Raw genomic sequence first — 15,931 nt, 5'->3', positions numbered from 1 at the left:
ACTTTTCATACATAGTTTTATACTTCAAAATGATTTCCTCTATTCAAAACGAGACCCCCTAATACAATAGGGGGATTTCTAGTTTAGCCCTATGAAAACTGATATAATATATATTACGTTTTTCATTCTTTAAAATAGAAAACTTTTAATAACCTTGAAGGTAGGAATTTTTAATGAAATCGGAAGCAAAATTTAGTATTCGCTACAAAATTATGGCTGGTTATTTAGTTATCATTTTGTTTTTACTTATTTCTTTTATTATGTTAAACAATCAGATTTCCAATTTACAAAAATCTCGTAATTTTATTATTGATCACGATTTTAAAGTTCTCAATTTAACGAACCAAGTGGAGAAAGACTTGCTAACAATTGAAAATAAAGCGAAAGGCTTTATCACTTCTAATAACGCGAACTATTTGCAATCTCTTAACTCTGCCGAAAGAGATTATGAAAAGCATTACCATGATCTTTTTTCTTTATTAGAAGACAATCCATCTCAGCAAGAAAAATTAAAAGAGATTAACGGAAACATTACTAATTGGATGAATAAAGAGATTCACCCGTTAATTGCAAATCATAATAGTAATAAAATACAAGAAATCGACACTACCGAAATCCAATCATTACAATCACAACTAACTGACTTCCGCAGCACTGAGGAGCAATTAACGAAAAAAAGAGCTGCACAATTAGATACTAAAAATAATAAATTAGAGCTTTGGTTATACAGTTTATTGTTCTTACTATCTTGTATTTCTATTATCGTTTCACTTTATATTTCGAATTCCATTACAAAAACGATTAAAAATGTAATTCAAGCTATTAAATCCATTTCTTCTAAAGAAAAAATTACGGAAAGAATTCATGTAAATACACATGATGAAATAAAAGATCTTGCTCATACGACGAACCATCTGCTAGACGAAATATCGAAAAGAGAGTGGTTACAAACGGAGATTGCAGAATTAATTTTAATGTATCAAGGTGTATCTTCTATTGAGATGTTAGGTAACAAAATTTTGAGTGGCATTATACAAAAAACGCAAACTTCTTGCGGTGCATTCTATGTACGTGAAGAAGTTGAAGAAACTGTCTACTATGTGAAAAAAGCTTCTTTTGCCGATCAAGGTGTTGATATTGGAAAACAATCTATTAAAATGGGTGAAGGTTTCATTGGACAGTCTGCTTTAGAAAAGAAAAGTTTTATTCTTAGGGACATACCTGAAGAGTTTCGTTACGTTACTACTGGATTATTAGAAATACGCCCTAAAAATTTACTAGTCATCCCTGTCTTATTTGAGGATGAAGTGATTGCAGTAATGGAGTTAGTAAGTGTAACTGACATTTCAGATTTACATCAAGATTTAATTCACCAAACTGTTGATAATCTAGGTTTAACAATCCATAGTATTATGGGACGCATGCGAATCCAAACTCTTTTACATGAATCACAAGCAATGACAGAAGAGTTGCAAGTTCAATCAGAAGAATTGCAAACACAAGCGGAAGAACTCCAAATGCAAGCCGAAGAATTGCGAACAACGAATGAACAGTTAGAATCTAGAACGGAAGAGGCTGAACAAAAGACAGCTGACTTACAAATTACTAAATTAGAATTAGAAGAAAAAGCAAGTGAGTTGTTACGTAGCTCAAAATACAAATCAGAGTTCCTAGCAAATATGTCGCATGAATTACGCACACCGTTAAATAGTATTTTACTATTATCTGAAATGTTAAAAGAAAATCATGATAATCATTTATCCGATGATGAAATTGAATTAGCAACCGTCATTCATTCATCAGGGAAAGATTTGCTTACTTTAATTAATGACATACTGGATTTATCTAAAGTAGAAGCCGGAAAACTAGATGTCATTTTTGAAGCAACGAACATAAGTGATATGGCTGCAAGTATGCAGCAAAACTTTTTACATATCGCTGCACAAAAAAATGTTAAATTTACTGTTGAAGACAGTGATACGATTCCTGATTTGTTTTATACAGATGCAAAACGGATTGAACAAATTATTAAAAACTTATTATCCAATGCATTTAAATTCACGGAAAAAGGATCCGTCTCTTTACATTTCGATTCAATCGAAACAAGCAATTTAAGTCATGATATGCAATCTATAAGTAAAGACTGGATTACAATTTCAGTAAAAGATACTGGTATTGGTATTGCTAAAGAACAACATCAACTTATTTTCGAAGCCTTTCAACAGGCTGATGGCGCAACGATTCGGAAGTATGGTGGTACAGGCTTAGGATTATCTATTTGTAAAGAGTTTGCTAGATTATTAGGTGGTTGGATTACGTTACAGAGTCATGTAGGAGAAGGCAGTACTTTCACCGTATATATTCCCAACCTTCCAAATGGATTACATGATGTACAGTTATCCAATTTAGAAGTCGCAGCAACGGTAGATGAAGTTATTCCTGCTGAAGTTATTGAAGAAACTATCGTTCTCCCAGAAGCAAATAATGTCTTCCAAGAGAAAACTATTTTAATTGTCGATGATGATCATCGAAATATATTTGCATTACAAAATGCATTAAAAAAACAACATGCCAATATCATTACTGCACAAAACGGCCTAGAGTGTTTAGAAATACTAAAAAACAATACAAATATCGACCTTATTTTAATGGATATTATGATGCCAAATATGGACGGTTATGAAACGATGGAACATATCCGAATGAACTTAGGATTACATGAAATACCTATTATCGCATTAACTGCTAAAGCAATGCCAAATGATAAGGAAAAATGTTTATCTGCTGGCGCTTCAGATTATATAAGTAAACCATTAAATTTACATCAACTCTATTCGGTAATGAGTGTATGGTTAATAAAATAAGTGAGGTTTCGTTTCAGTGGAAAATAAGTATTATAATTTTGATCCATCAGTAGATACGGATAAGCGTACGAACTTAGAAATTGACTTACTATTAGAAGCGGTATTTAAACTATCAGGATTTGATTTTCGCCAATATGCTCGCACATCTATTTATAGAAGAATTTGTAATCGAATGCAGATTTCTAATATCCCTACCATTTCAAAATTAATTGAAAAAGTAATTCATGAGGAAGGGGTTTTAGAACAGTTATTAAATGATTTCTCAATCAATGTAACTGAGATGTTCCGTAACCCTATCTTTTTTAAGGCGCTAAGAGAGCATGTTATTCCTGAATTAAGAAAGCATCCTGAAATTAGAATTTGGCATGCTGGATGTGCAACTGGTGAAGAAGTATTATCCATGTCCATCTTACTTCACGAAGAAGGGTTAAGTGAAAAAGCTGTTATTTACGCAACAGATATGAATACAGATGTGTTAGAAAAAGCAAAACAAGGAATTCTTCCATTAAATAAAATGCAAACTTATACGAAAAATTATTTACAATCTGGCGGTACACAAGCATTTTCTAACTATTATTCAACGGATAGTCGTTTTGCTTATTTTAATCCTTCACTGTTACAAAACATTATTTTTGCACAACATAATTTAGTAACTGATCAATCTTTTAACGAATTTCATATTATACTTTGCCGTAACGTTTTAATTTACTTTACAAGTAAACTTCAAAACCAAGTACAGCAACTCTTTTATGAAAGTTTAAGTCACAATGGATTCCTATGTTTAGGGAATAAAGAAACTCTTCGTTTCTCGGATATCATGCCGCATTATACGCAATTTAATCCACACGAACAAATCTATCAAAAAATACAATAAAAGCGTATGAAATCCTCTATTTGGATTTCATACGCTTTTTATTTCGCATTCATTTGTATCATAATGAGACACATATCATCTGATTGTGCTTCCTTCTGTTCTTCCTTATAAAACCCTTCTATCTCTTCTTCTAACTCTCCCCATTTTCTTTCTGTAAAAGTACGTAATTTCTCTTCAGCCTCAAATTCATCATTTGCTATTGCTTCAAGTACACCATCTGTAAACAATACGATTTGAGCGTTCTTCTCAAAAGGTATAACTGTCTTTTCAACTTTTATTTCATCAAAAAATCCTACCGCACAACTCCCGCGATTTAGTTCCACTACATTTGTTTCATCAACTAAAACATATCCAGAAGGATGTCCTGCATTTACATATTCAATCGTTCTATCTTCTGTATTAACTACTAAGTATATCGCTGTAAAATAATATGGAATATTGTCATTCTCATTATGTAAAAGAGTCATATATTTATTTAAATCTTTCATGACAAGTTCTGGATCGATTAAACATTTAATCGTTTCACGTAATACAGACGAAATGAACATGCAAACTAAGGAAGCAGATACACCATGTCCCATCACATCTAATAATATAATACCGTAGCGGTTTTCATCGATTTTATACCAGTAATACATATCTCCAGCTAGTTTAAATGAAGGTAAGTAACTTGCTTCAATTTTTATATGCTCTTCTCTTAATGGGCTACTTAATAAGTTTCTTTGTACTTGCGTAGCTAAATCCAGTTCATTCCGAAGATTTTCTTCCTGTTCTTTATGCCAATTTAATTCCGATTTCAAGCGTAATGCTACACGCATACGCGCTAACAACTCAACTTTATTTATAGGTTTCGTAATATAATCCATTGCCCCCATATCAAGAGCTTCAGCTAATTTATTTGCATCTTCTAAAGCTGTAACAAAAATAATAGGAATATCTTTAAACTTCTCCTCTTTTTGTAATCGCCTACAAACTTCAAGTCCATCAATTTCAGGCATCATAATATCTAATAGTATTAAATCAATTTCATTATGCCTGGAAGAATCTTTTCCAAACTGTATGTATTCGAAAAGCTCTTGTGCAGAATTCAGCGATACAAGATCCTGATATCCGGCTTGTTTTAAAATCTTTTCAATTACAAAGATGTTAACCGGATTATCATCTACAATTAAAATGGACACAAGTGATTTCCCCTTTTCTTATTTAAAATGTAAATCTGTTATCATTTTCTATTTTTCTAGTATTACATACTCAGTTATAAAATGAAAATTTCCTACTCATACCTATTTTTTATACAGCAAAAGAACAAACCCCCAGAAATGAGAGTTTGTTCTTTCACTCTATAAATTTCCACTTTTAATTTAGCACCATTGCTTTATCATTTAAAAGACGATCCAATTCTTCCATATGATTGGTTTCATCTGCAATCATATCTTCTAACTTTACAACTAACTCTGTCATATTTAAATTCGCAGCCTGTTCTTTTCGCTTTTCATAACGCTTAATTGTTTCATATTCTGATTCTCTAGCATATTCTAACATTTCTCTAACATCTTCTGCTTGTTTCACTCGTAAAGGGATCGTAGTAGGTGTACCACCTAGCGTCTTAATTTTCTCCGCTAAATATAGGGCATGTCCTTGTTCATCACTAATTTCAGATTCAAAGAAAGGTTTTAACACTTGTCTATATATACCAGAAACTGTAGCTGCATTATGGTTATACATAATAATTGCTGAGTATTCTCCTGCTAAATCTTCATTCAATCCTTCGATTAGTTCTTTCACATCGTGTGACATTTCATATCTCCTCCTATACTTAATAAGTACCCCTTTTCTCATGTTTTAAACATCATTATTTTAAATTTTTTATGTATCTAAAAATGCGGCTTGTTTCAACTTACTTATCGCTTGTCTTTTAATACGAGAAACGTGCATTTGTGAAATACCTAACCGTTCCCCTGTATCTTTTTGATTTAAATTTTCTTCAAATATATAATGAATAACACTCTTTTCCGTTTCATTTAATACGTTAAAAATATCCTTTAAAACGAGACGCCTTTCTGTCTCTTCATATCCTTTCTCTACTTCACCTACAGATTCAATTCTCGCTACCGAACTGCCATCAGATGCATTTTCAACTACATCATCTAAGGAAGATACTCGATAATTATTTTTCGCATCCATAATTTCTAGCACTTCCTCTTCGGATAGCCCTAAATGATTTGCGATTTCTATAATCTTCGGTGAACGTTGCAGGTGATCTGTTAGTTCCTCTATCGCAAGTTTAATTTTCCCGCCTAAATCTTTAATTCGCCTTGGAACGTGAATGCCCCAAGTTTTATCACGTAAATACTTCTTTATTTCCCCTACTATCGTAGGTATTGCAAAAGGCTCAAAAGCATTCCCTATCGAATAATCATACCTTCTTATTGCGCCTAAGAGCCCTAACATGCCTACTTGTATAATATCCTCATGCATCGGCCCGCCTTTTGAATAGCGATATGCAATGGAATATACAAGATTTTTATAATGATCAACTAACCTTTCCTGCGCTTCATTACATTGGTTTTGCTGAAATTCTGCAATTAGTTCAATAACGTCTTCTTTAGTAAGATTCGTAGGTTGAGATTGGATTTCCATCATTCTCCACCTGCTCTCTTTGTATATATTTTGTCATTAAAACTGTCATGCCCTCATCATGCATGATTTGTATATCATCCATTAACGTATTGATTAAATACAAACCTAAACCATTTTCCGGCAAATGTTCTACAGGTTTACTAATATCATACGGACCAACTTTCCTTTTTAAGTTATTAAAATCAAAGCTAACCCCATTATCCGCAACCATAATTTCTAATCGATTTTCATATAGCCCAAAGACAATTGCAATTTCTCCAACGTCTTCTTTGTATGCATGTTGTACAATATTTGTACATGCTTCACTAATAGCAATTTTCATATCTTCTATATCGTCATAAGCAAAGCCCATTCGATTTGCAACACCAGCCATTGTTAAACGAATAATAGCCACATATTCTGCCTTTGCAGGAATTTTCATTTCTATCTTTTCAAATCTCTCCATCATCCCTAGTCACCTTCTTTCTACTTTTTCAAAATCGGAATTCAAATTTAATATTTCTGTTAACCCTGTAATATCAAATAATCTTTTTAACCTTTTAGATACACCAATAAACTCTAGTTTTCCATCATTTTTCTTAACTGCTTTTAATAGCGCTATAAAAACACCTAAACCAGTACTATCCATATAATCTACCTTATTAAAATCTACGACAATATGAACCTCTTTTTCGCTTGCAATAGGCATGATCTTATTTTTCAAATCTGATGCTGTATATGCATCAATTTCACCATTAAGTTGTACCGTATAACCTACATCATTTTGCAAAATATTTATTCCCAAATTCATCATTTCCGCCCCCTTATCTCAAACTACTACTATCTTAATTACCCATAAAAATTAGTTTTAAACATATTTTTTTATTTTTATTATAAATAAATTTTCTATATCTTTCTCAGCTTAACACTAAAAAAATACTACCAAATGTTTAAACCTTATAAATTTGTGTATATATAATCTATAAACATTATTTTTAGGGGGATCTATCTATGGAAGAGCACAACTTTAAAAAGGGAGATTTCGTTCAATTTTCTTATCGACACGATCATGCTACAAAATTAGTTGGTTCCATTATTAACATACTAACGAATACAATCGTAGTTGATATAAGTAATAACGAAGACGTATCTCATATAGAACCAAGGCAAGTCGTAAGAATAAATAATTGTGAGAAAGCAACGATGGTTTAATACATAATAAAAAAGTGTAATTTCAATAAGCGGGGGCCTTCATCCCCCGCTTATTCCTATGCAGATTACATAAAAAAGCATCCAAATTAGTTTAATTGGATGCTTTTTTATGTATATTTATCACTCTTTTAACTTTATATCCATATATAATAAACTTGAGATTACTATTCATTATCATACTTACGCTTTCCGTAGCATTCTAGAGAAGAATGTAACGATTAAAATAAAGACGATTGCACCTAATAACGCTGGAAGAACGAAAATGCCTCCCCATTCAGGACCCCAATGACCAAATAATGCACTACCTACCCAAGATCCGATTAATCCGGCAATCACATTACCAACTATACCTAAAGGAAAGTCTTTTCCCGTAATCATTCCAGCTAACGCACCAATAAGTCCACCTACAATACACGTAATAATAAGTCCCACAATTAACCCTCCTATATTCGTTTTATATTGAATTTATCAAGCTTTGGTATGTAACCAAAGCTTGATAAACATGTATTATTCTTTATTATCCAACCCATCACTTATCTTTTGTTTCACTTTTCCGACTTTTTCTTTTATCGTTCCCTTCGTCTTGTCCCACTTCCCTTCATTTTTCAACTTTCTATCTTCTGTAACCTCACCAATTCCTTCTTTTACTTGTCCCTTTGTCTTTTCCACTTTACCCGTAATTTGTTCTTTTAGTCCGCTCTCACTCATATTTCCCATCTCCTTTTCGTAATAGATTTATAGATTTACAGGATACAAACTTAAATAGAATACATGCATCTTCTTTCTTGTAACCATTCACCGACTCTCTCTAAATCTTTAACGAATAACAAGATTTTCCCTTCATCCAGCTTTTCTTCGTAGAAGTTTGCTTCTTCTTCATTAAGTCCTAACTCTTGCATCTTATTTCTTAACTGATCTCCCGTGTTTTGAAAAACGTTAATAATGCTTGTCCCAAGTCCCTCCTCTTTTATACCAATTGTATTTACGTCTGCATTGTCTGCGATTCTATCTGTCCTTTCTTTCTCGTGTGTTAATACGTAAATATCTTTTTGGTCTATTCCTTTCTTCACTAGATCATTCGCCGCATTCATGACCTCTTTCTCCGTAATAAATTCATATACAAAAGGTTTACTATACTTCGTTTCCATCTTTAACTTCCTCCTTTAAAATGAATTATTTGTTATATTATATGTAGTACACCTATTTTCGAAATGTTAAACATAAAATATGAAAAAAGTTATGTGAATTTTGATTTTAATAGAAAATGAACAACATCATTTACCACTTTAAAACATCTTCTCCTTACAATAACTACCTAAATTAACAGAAAATTGTTATAATTAAATTAAGGAGGGGATATAATGAAAAAAATCACTTATATATGCGCTCTAACCGCTCTATCTTTCACTTTAATAGGCTGTGCCAGTACCTCAGCTACAGACAAATCTCCACAAGCTAAACAAGAACAGAAACAAAATGCCTTTCAATTAAATTCCGCAAATATTACAGATATCGAAATACTTCAGACAACCAATAATACTACCTCTAAATCTCAAACAGACAACAAAGAAATGATACAACCTATCGTTTCAGCAGTTCAAAAAGGCACGCCTAAAACAATTACACTAGATCAAAAAAAGCGAAAATCTGCACATTCTACTATAACCGTTACATATAAAGATGACGCAAAAGAAGAATTTCTTGTGTGGGTTGATAATAAGGAACACATTACAATTGCTAAAGATGAGAAAAAAGATAAAGTTGAAGGTGTAACGGTGAACATTAAAAATACTAAAATGATGAAAGATTTTTTTAAAATGTAAAAAGGATCTCCTTTAAGGAAATCCTTTTTCTCTTCATACAGCCTATTAAGTTCTACTCCTTATCATTCAAAGCAAAACTATTAATTATAACGTTTATTTACGCTGTAGTTATATACGTATTGTTACTATTGCAGAAAAGTACAACAAGCTGGACAACCTAGATTTCAAACTGTAAGATTAGATGTTGGTGAAATCGGGCAGCAAAGCATATATAGAAAATAGGTGTTAATTTTGAAAATCAATAAAAAATTTGAACCAATCATTTTTAATCTCTTTATGATTTTAGGTATATCTAGTATTATCTCTTTCGTCATGGTTTCAATGAACGTTGGGTATACAGCTTTATTTCTCAAATCATGGCTGAAAACATGGGCAATTGCTTTCATGCTTGCATTTTTAGCTTCTAAATTACTACCCTTTGTAGTGAAAAGAATAATGAAAATATTCATATTTGTTGAGAAGGATGCTTAAAAATAAAGTAATGTACTACTCTAGTTCATTTAAATGAAAAGAAATAATCATCACAAAACTTAACCTAGTAAAATGTTTTAACTCAAAGAAAGGTACTTGAAAAGTTGTCTTTTCTTTATATGTTAAAAAAGCTCGCCTATTTCCGTAGGCGAGCTTTATCTTTATTACACAATAAGAAAGTATACTCTCTTTTTCACTGAAATTTTATGTAATTATACATATTCATGAAAATAGAAGAAGTAAAATTGTCATTACAACATATTTCCCGTGTTCATCTTAGGTATCACTAGAATGTTTTTCTATAAAATCAAGAATTCTAGCATTAACCTCGTTAGAGAACTCACCATTAATTGCGTGAGATGCATTTTTCCAGTTCACTATATCTATATCTTTCACATATTTTTTCCAGTTCCAACTGCTTTTACCGAATTATGCATTGTACTTTTTTCAGCCATTAATGCAAGCACTGGAATATTGATATTTTTTAAGTCTTCTTTACTAAATAAATCAGGTGCTCGTGTTTTCAGTTTATAATTACGCATACCCGACTCGATTAACTTAGGTACAATAGGAATAGAAGCTGGAATAGATGCTAGAATCATCTTTATGGATATTTGTGCAAATACAAAAACTGGGTCCAATAAACTAGCCGTAGCAATATGCTCATAATTATATCTAGCCAAGTTCATTGTTATCCATCCTCCAAAAGAAACAAAAAATCCATTCTAATTAGTCTTTTATCAAGATCATAATCAAAATGAATTTTTTAACTTTATAGAAACTGTTTTTTAGCTATACATCTCTTGGAGTTTCACTAAGTTTTTTTTATGATTTGATAATCCAATTGTAAAACTATTGGGATTCATAACGATATCTCCTTTGTTACCTTTTAATGTAACAATAACTTTAGACTTTATTAGCCCTCTTTTTACTTTTATATCCTCTACATCTTCAATATTAATTATTATTTTATTACCATTAAACTTACCAGTTAAAGGATTCAATTCAAGCATCATTATCCTCTTATTAGTAAAACAAATCACTTGATGTTGATTTTCTAAAAATGCACCAGGTCCAAATTTAAGATATTCTGATGTTGCTGCCATTTTCATAGTGTAAAAATAATAAAAATACAATTCATCTTCATATGCTACCTCATTAAATAGTGCATCTAATACATTATTGTTTAACATTTTTATTCCCCCGGTATGCAAATAATCTCTTACCATTTATCCTTTTTCTTCCTATATGTCATTTAATTTTACCATAAATTAGAATAAGGTTAGAGTTTATATAAGATTAATAACAAACCCAAAAAGATTCACATATTTATTTCAAAAACTAATTTAATCAATGGGGTGAAGATAAATGATAAGTTATAAAAATTAGAATGAGGTTCCATTAGAACTTACAAAACTAAAACCCAGTAAAGAAGGTTTAAATCCTTTAGAAGCCCTGTAGCTAATGTATTCTAGGGAGTAAATAATAGGTATATAAACGCTCAAAATCAGAAAAAAACAACTATCTGATAAGCAAAAATTTGCACTACCAAATGGTAGAAAAGTAAGTTTGGAGCAACGGACTTGTAAACAGTGTGGTTATATCGTTCAAAGCAAAACTAAACTACGTCTAAGTCTCTACCCTAGCTGTTACGAACTTCAGGTAAGTATGAATCAATAGTAGGAATAAATTATTAAAATCAAAATAAGCACATCTCGTTAAAAAACAGATGTACTTATTTTTATATGAGAATTTCTTTATCACGTTTAACAATACGCTAAAATCTATTAAATCAAATTATTGTTTTATAAATTTAAATACTATTTCTTTGTCCATCTAACTAATATAATACTTTTTGCTTTATTTTATAAAATGAAGTATTTGACGCAAGTAATTTCTTCTAATAATAAGGTAGTAAATTATTTGTACACTAATAAAGGTTGTGAATATGAGAATAGAATTCCCTGCAACAGGTAAGTCTACGCCCACCCTGCTCTGCGCTAAAGCCCTTATTGCCAAAAAGGCTACGCTACTGTGAATAACAGAAATCACAATAGGCACAAAAAATAATATGCTAATTTGTTGGGTTACAATTTTTTTTAACTCTCTTTTAGTTAACCCTAATTTAGAAAGCATTTGAAATTGGCTTTTATCTCGATCTAAATCTGTGAATAAACGGAAGTATAAGAAGCTAATTGCAAATATAAAAAATACAACCCCCACTAGTACGCTAAGAATAGATAGCATTGCATTCATTTGTTTACGTTCTAACCATTGTAAGACCGAGCAATCAAACATAAAAGGTGGTTGTCCACTTTGATAATCATATAAAATTACCTTCTCAAGTTGTTTAGCAACATCTGCTGTTTCATGCATATTTTTAATTAAAAAACGATAGACTTTATGCTGATCAGCCTTTCCTTCTGCTAATTGCTTTGTATTTAGTATTGTTTCATATATTGAATCTGAAACAACAACAGAAAAATGATAAGATGGGCCAATAATATTATCCCTTAATATCTTATTCCTCGAAAGATTAAAATTCATATTACCCTGTTTTATTTTAAGAGATGAAGACACTTTCTTTAATTCCTCTTGAGAAGTTGTTCTTAAATATTTTTTTGATGGTAGAATCAGACTATCCGTTTCCTTTTTTAATGTTTCTACTGGGTATCCCAGTGTTTTGGCAGTTGCGTTGTAATCAGTCAGGCTCATAATTGTTGCACCTCCTTCTGTATTAAAACCAGTAGAAGTTACTAACTTATATGAGAATCCAGCATCATGTAATTGTTTCTCGATTTGAGAAATATGAGAGGACTCCTGCTTGTTGCGTTTAAATGATGTATACTCAAACGCATAAGGGCTGTCAACTTCCGCTAATGCTCCATTTCCAATAGCAAGACAAGCACCAATAGAGGTAAAGGCAACTGCCGAAAGTATACTTACTAGAAATAGTGTTCTTGCGTTATCTGTCATTCGATATGCTAACTCCGAAATCGTTAACATATTTGTTTTTTTAAAGAAAGTGTATTGACGATTTTTCAATATTGTAATGACATAAAAGCTGAGCTGAGTAAATAAAAAATATGTTCCTAATACACATAAGAAAACGCATATTAACATAACATATATATAATCGGTTCCTTTTTCCAATGCTGTATCTAAATAAAATGCTGAGGCATATCCAATGATAATACAAAGAATTGAAAAGGAAGCTAGCCATTTAGATGACTTTGGTTCCGTTTTTGGTTTTTCTTCAGATTTCATGAGTTCAATTACCTGGGATACTTTCATTACTCGTAAAGTGAAAAAAGAGACAAGTATAAATAAAATAAAAAACATAATAGATGTCATTAAAATTGCCTTAGTAGGAAAATAAAATGGCAGGCCACCTTTTAATAGGAAAAGTGAACTACATATCAGTAAGATTAATTTCCCAAAGACTAATCCAGTTCCAATCCCTACAATAATTGCAGAACATCCAATTAACATATTTTCCATGAAGATTAACTTTTTTAATTGTGTATCAGACATGCCATGGAGTATTAAGATACCAAATTCCTTTTTCCTTGTTTTTAAAAACATAGTAATAGAATATAGAATGAAAAAGAAGGAGAAAAATATAATTAAATATTGAGTAATTTTAAATCCTTGTGTACTTAAGGCACTTATGACCGCACTTGTCGATACAAGATTACCAGTGAAATTAGGATGAAATGCAAGTAATTCATAAATGAATAGAATCATCACGGCAAATGTACTACTTAAAAAATGGCCTAAATATAATCGCTTATTACGAATGACGTTATTAAGCGCGAACTGACGCAAATTCATGTTGATTGCCTCCTAATAAAGATATTACATCCATAATGTTTTTGTGAAATATTGAACGATTTTCACCGTAATAAATTTCATTATAAAAAGATCCATCTTTAATGAAAACTACTCGGTCACAGTAACTCGCTGCTACAGGGTCATGTGTCACTAGCATCATAGTTACTTGTTCTTCTTTATTTAATTTCTTTAAAAGTTCCATCACATCATTTGCCGCTTTTGAATCTAAATTTCCTGTTGGCTCATCTGCTAAAATTAATTGAGGAGAATGAATAAGTGCACGAGCAATGGCAGTTCGTTGGGCTTGACCTCCTGAAATTTCATAGGTTCTTTTATTTAAAATCTGTTCAATCCCCAGTTGTTTAGAAATAACTTCTACCTTTTCATTCATATCATTCAAACTTACATTATCTAATGTAAGTGGTAAAACAATATTCTCTTTTACAGTTAGAGTATTCATAAGGTTAAAAGATTGAAAGACAAATCCTAGTTCACGACGTCTAAATAGAGCTAAATCATTAGAAGATAAACAATAGGGATTTTTTTCGTTAATAAATACTTCCCCAGATGTTGGTGCATCAATAGTAGAAATCATATTCAGCAAAGTTGATTTTCCACTCCCTGATGCTCCCATAATCCCTACAAATTCTCCTTTTTGTATTGTCAAATCAATATTGGAAAGAGCTTTATAAGATACTTCTCCTGTATTATAAATTTTACTTAAGTTACGGACTGTTAATATACTCATTGTTGCTATCTCCTGTTCGTTTATTAGATATCTATAATTTAATCTAAAGTGTTATAGTCTTCATATTGAATTGCCTTACATTTACCTTACAAGAATGTAAGATTACAATAAGAAAGTGCAATTAATATTAAAGTAAATAGTAGTATTGTCAAGAAGCATTAAATGCGAAATCTAATGTGTTAGAACCGTTTCTTTCGTTTTGGGGGAGAATCAATTTCTTAAGTTAATAGCGATGGGAGCACCATATGAAAAAAGAAAAGACACCCTAAGGTGCCTTCCTCCGACTTGAACCATCTTAATTTTAATAATATGTATTGGACTCCCATCCAACTATTATTTTACCACATTAAATTGTTTTGTTTATTGAGAAATACAATAGTTTATTTAGGCTGGTCTTCCGTATTAGATCTTTTTGTAGTTCATGCAGCGAATAACAAGAGAACAAGCTATTAATTAAAGGGAAAAACACATGCTAAGCCGGTGTAACATACCAATAAAATTTATGCTTTCTATCATCTTCTCTCTTCATACAACCGATTTGCTTTATACGAGCAAACTAAATACATAACAATTGCTGCAGGGATAAATAACCATGCTAAGCCTCTCATCAATGCAAATGGTGTTTCAAATAAGAATGACCATAGAAATGATGCACCTTGCTTATCCCATAGACCTGGCGTAAAATATAGTTCTTTCGGATTTGCAAGTGCTCCTAAATGAATCGTGTCATTAAACATAAATAGGATTAATATCGGAATAGAGCACATAGCTAATTCTAAAAATGTTTTAGATAGGCGTTTATACTTCCCTGCTCGTGACATTTGATCTGAAAAAATATCATCTTCACTTTCCTCATTTACCTTTTTAAAATAGTGCGTACCTGACCACCAATTACCAGCTATATGCTCCCAGCCACTATCTTCAAATAATGTGCAGTAATTAATAAATTCACTTTTTCTACTAAATACTCTATGATCTATTCTAATCGTTGCATCTTCTGGTTCTGTATATCTAAATGTATAACCAAATGTATTGCTTTCTAGTTGGTAGCCTTTCCAAGCCATCTCTTCTAACCATTTTTCCTCTTTCTCAAAGTCTAAAAAGAATTTCAATCTCCACATCATCGTTTCCCCCTAACTATACATGTAATAAACTTTTTGTAACCTCAATAATGTGCTGCATTCTCATAAAGTCTAAGTGCAATACTTCTTTCCCGCGTTCCGTAATGACATACACTTTTCTTCGTTTATCTTCACTTTTTACCGATTCTATTAACCCTTGTTTTAATAAATTTTCAACCGCACCATACAATGTACCCGCTGCGATCTTTACTTGATGATTACTCAGTTCCTCCACCTTTTGCATAATTAAATAACCATGAGCTGGCTCTAATAAAGCTAAAAGAACGTAATACGTTGTTTCCGTTAATGGTAAATTTTTATCTCTATTCATAAAGACCTCCAATGTAACGATAAATATATAGCTA

Annotated in this window: 18 protein-coding genes and 1 pseudogene; 5 read left to right on the top strand and 14 right to left on the bottom strand. The window is 31.6% G+C overall.

Annotation, left to right across the window (positions count from 1 at the left end; genetic code table 11):
* The first annotated feature begins 173 nt into the window (after positions 1-173).
* Together AC0L0O_RS28740 and AC0L0O_RS28735 are read left to right on the top strand one after the other, a co-directional pair.
* Entirely contained in the window at positions 174-2,864 is a 2,691-nt protein-coding gene (locus AC0L0O_RS28740; protein ID WP_473786225.1) for an ATP-binding protein, read from the top strand.
* Positions 2,865-2,880: 16 nt separating this feature from the next.
* Positions 2,881-3,738 (top strand): CheR family methyltransferase, encoded by an 858-nt coding sequence (locus AC0L0O_RS28735; RefSeq protein WP_000429055.1) that lies wholly within the window; start codon positions 2,881-2,883, stop codon positions 3,736-3,738.
* Positions 3,739-3,776: 38 nt separating this feature from the next.
* Here AC0L0O_RS28735 and AC0L0O_RS28730 read toward each other — a convergent pair whose 3' ends face one another.
* The 5 genes from AC0L0O_RS28730 to rsbV form a co-directional block, all read right to left on the bottom strand.
* Positions 3,777-4,919 (bottom strand): fused response regulator/phosphatase, encoded by a 1,143-nt coding sequence (locus tag AC0L0O_RS28730; RefSeq protein WP_149282341.1) that lies wholly within the window; start codon positions 4,917-4,919, stop codon positions 3,777-3,779.
* 175 nt (positions 4,920-5,094) lie between these two features.
* On the bottom strand, positions 5,095-5,535 hold the full coding sequence (locus tag AC0L0O_RS28725) for a ferritin-like domain-containing protein (RefSeq protein ID WP_000017761.1): 441 nt from the start codon (positions 5,533-5,535) through the stop codon (positions 5,095-5,097).
* 69 nt (positions 5,536-5,604) lie between these two features.
* Entirely contained in the window at positions 5,605-6,381 is a 777-nt protein-coding gene (gene sigB, locus AC0L0O_RS28720; RefSeq protein WP_072180641.1) for an RNA polymerase sigma factor SigB, read from the bottom strand.
* Entirely contained in the window at positions 6,344-6,826 is a 483-nt protein-coding gene (rsbW, locus tag AC0L0O_RS28715; RefSeq protein WP_000970576.1) for an anti-sigma B factor RsbW, read from the bottom strand. The genes sigB and rsbW overlap by 38 nt, the downstream gene beginning before the upstream one ends.
* A 6-nt stretch (positions 6,827-6,832) precedes the next feature.
* Entirely contained in the window at positions 6,833-7,171 is a 339-nt protein-coding gene (gene rsbV / locus AC0L0O_RS28710; RefSeq protein ID WP_001984225.1) for an anti sigma b factor antagonist RsbV, read from the bottom strand.
* 197 nt (positions 7,172-7,368) lie between these two features.
* On the opposite strand from rsbV, the gene AC0L0O_RS28705 reads away from it, so the two are divergent.
* On the top strand, positions 7,369-7,569 hold the full coding sequence (locus AC0L0O_RS28705) for a hypothetical protein (protein ID WP_000391010.1): 201 nt from the start codon (positions 7,369-7,371) through the stop codon (positions 7,567-7,569).
* Between the two features lie 180 nt (positions 7,570-7,749).
* Here the strand turns inward: AC0L0O_RS28705 and AC0L0O_RS28700 are convergent, their stop codons facing one another.
* From AC0L0O_RS28700 to AC0L0O_RS28690, 3 genes are all read right to left on the bottom strand, one after another.
* Positions 7,750-8,001 carry a GlsB/YeaQ/YmgE family stress response membrane protein gene (locus AC0L0O_RS28700; RefSeq protein ID WP_000522903.1) on the bottom strand — a complete coding sequence of 84 codons (252 nt, stop codon included), beginning with the start codon at positions 7,999-8,001 and terminating at the stop codon, positions 7,750-7,752.
* A gap of 75 nt (positions 8,002-8,076) precedes the next feature.
* Positions 8,077-8,277, bottom strand: a complete 201-nt coding sequence (locus AC0L0O_RS28695; protein ID WP_000004269.1) for a CsbD family protein — start codon at positions 8,275-8,277, stop codon at positions 8,077-8,079.
* Between the two features lie 50 nt (positions 8,278-8,327).
* Positions 8,328-8,717: a YflT domain-containing protein gene (locus AC0L0O_RS28690; RefSeq protein WP_000448812.1), complete on the bottom strand. Its 390-nt coding sequence runs from the start codon at positions 8,715-8,717 to the stop codon at positions 8,328-8,330.
* Positions 8,718-8,930: 213 nt separating this feature from the next.
* On the opposite strand from AC0L0O_RS28690, the gene AC0L0O_RS28685 reads away from it, so the two are divergent.
* Both AC0L0O_RS28685 and AC0L0O_RS28680 read left to right on the top strand, forming a co-directional pair.
* Complete coding sequence (locus tag AC0L0O_RS28685; protein WP_473786224.1) at positions 8,931-9,392, top strand: hypothetical protein; 462 nt, start codon at positions 8,931-8,933, stop codon at positions 9,390-9,392.
* Positions 9,393-9,623: 231 nt separating this feature from the next.
* Positions 9,624-9,863: a DUF2798 domain-containing protein gene (locus tag AC0L0O_RS28680; RefSeq protein ID WP_000700218.1), complete on the top strand. Its 240-nt coding sequence runs from the start codon at positions 9,624-9,626 to the stop codon at positions 9,861-9,863.
* A gap of 276 nt (positions 9,864-10,139) precedes the next feature.
* On the opposite strand, the pseudogene AC0L0O_RS28675 reads toward AC0L0O_RS28680, so the two are convergent.
* From AC0L0O_RS28675 to AC0L0O_RS28650, 6 genes and pseudogenes are all read right to left on the bottom strand, one after another.
* Positions 10,140-10,576: pseudogene (locus AC0L0O_RS28675) on the bottom strand (alpha/beta fold hydrolase); the annotation flags it as partial.
* A gap of 75 nt (positions 10,577-10,651) precedes the next feature.
* Positions 10,652-11,056 (bottom strand): PH domain-containing protein, encoded by a 405-nt coding sequence (locus AC0L0O_RS28670; RefSeq protein WP_000933871.1) that lies wholly within the window; start codon positions 11,054-11,056, stop codon positions 10,652-10,654.
* 667 nt (positions 11,057-11,723) lie between these two features.
* Positions 11,724-13,697: an FtsX-like permease family protein gene (locus AC0L0O_RS28665; protein ID WP_168392811.1), complete on the bottom strand. Its 1,974-nt coding sequence runs from the start codon at positions 13,695-13,697 to the stop codon at positions 11,724-11,726.
* On the bottom strand, positions 13,672-14,445 hold the full coding sequence (locus AC0L0O_RS28660) for an ABC transporter ATP-binding protein (RefSeq protein ID WP_101195431.1): 774 nt from the start codon (positions 14,443-14,445) through the stop codon (positions 13,672-13,674). The genes AC0L0O_RS28665 and AC0L0O_RS28660 overlap by 26 nt, the downstream gene beginning before the upstream one ends.
* 512 nt (positions 14,446-14,957) lie before the next feature.
* On the bottom strand, positions 14,958-15,569 hold the full coding sequence (locus AC0L0O_RS28655) for a DUF2812 domain-containing protein (protein ID WP_072179696.1): 612 nt from the start codon (positions 15,567-15,569) through the stop codon (positions 14,958-14,960).
* A gap of 13 nt (positions 15,570-15,582) precedes the next feature.
* Positions 15,583-15,897 carry a PadR family transcriptional regulator gene (locus AC0L0O_RS28650; protein ID WP_001078066.1) on the bottom strand — a complete coding sequence of 105 codons (315 nt, stop codon included), beginning with the start codon at positions 15,895-15,897 and terminating at the stop codon, positions 15,583-15,585.
* Between the last annotated feature and the right edge of the window lie 34 nt (positions 15,898-15,931).

The organism is Bacillus sp. GS3m_15504 (assembly GCF_055825275.1).
The sequence above is the reverse complement of the archived record's forward strand: the minus strand, read 5'-3'. Positions and strand labels throughout refer to the sequence as shown.

What these genes read in the sequence shown, in the direction of transcription:
- AC0L0O_RS28740 (WP_473786225.1), top strand. Translation starts at nt 174, where the DNA reads ATGAAATCGGAAGCAAAATTTAGTATTCGCTACAAAATTATGGCTGGT.
- AC0L0O_RS28725 (WP_000017761.1), bottom strand. Translation starts at nt 5,535, where the DNA reads ATGTCACACGATGTGAAAGAACTAATCGAAGGATTGAATGAAGATTTA.
- sigB (WP_072180641.1), bottom strand. Translation starts at nt 6,381, where the DNA reads ATGATGGAAATCCAATCTCAACCTACGAATCTTACTAAAGAAGACGTT.
- rsbW (WP_000970576.1), bottom strand. Translation starts at nt 6,826, where the DNA reads ATGATGGAGAGATTTGAAAAGATAGAAATGAAAATTCCTGCAAAGGCA.
- rsbV (WP_001984225.1), bottom strand. Translation starts at nt 7,171, where the DNA reads ATGATGAATTTGGGAATAAATATTTTGCAAAATGATGTAGGTTATACG.
- AC0L0O_RS28705 (WP_000391010.1), top strand. Translation starts at nt 7,369, where the DNA reads ATGGAAGAGCACAACTTTAAAAAGGGAGATTTCGTTCAATTTTCTTAT.
- AC0L0O_RS28695 (WP_000004269.1), bottom strand. Translation starts at nt 8,277, where the DNA reads ATGAGTGAGAGCGGACTAAAAGAACAAATTACGGGTAAAGTGGAAAAG.
- AC0L0O_RS28690 (WP_000448812.1), bottom strand. Translation starts at nt 8,717, where the DNA reads ATGGAAACGAAGTATAGTAAACCTTTTGTATATGAATTTATTACGGAG.
- AC0L0O_RS28685 (WP_473786224.1), top strand. Translation starts at nt 8,931, where the DNA reads ATGAAAAAAATCACTTATATATGCGCTCTAACCGCTCTATCTTTCACT.
- AC0L0O_RS28670 (WP_000933871.1), bottom strand. Translation starts at nt 11,056, where the DNA reads ATGTTAAACAATAATGTATTAGATGCACTATTTAATGAGGTAGCATAT.
- AC0L0O_RS28665 (WP_168392811.1), bottom strand. Translation starts at nt 13,697, where the DNA reads ATGAATTTGCGTCAGTTCGCGCTTAATAACGTCATTCGTAATAAGCGA.
- AC0L0O_RS28660 (WP_101195431.1), bottom strand. Translation starts at nt 14,445, where the DNA reads ATGAGTATATTAACAGTCCGTAACTTAAGTAAAATTTATAATACAGGA.
- AC0L0O_RS28655 (WP_072179696.1), bottom strand. Translation starts at nt 15,569, where the DNA reads ATGATGTGGAGATTGAAATTCTTTTTAGACTTTGAGAAAGAGGAAAAA.
- AC0L0O_RS28650 (WP_001078066.1), bottom strand. Translation starts at nt 15,897, where the DNA reads ATGAATAGAGATAAAAATTTACCATTAACGGAAACAACGTATTACGTT.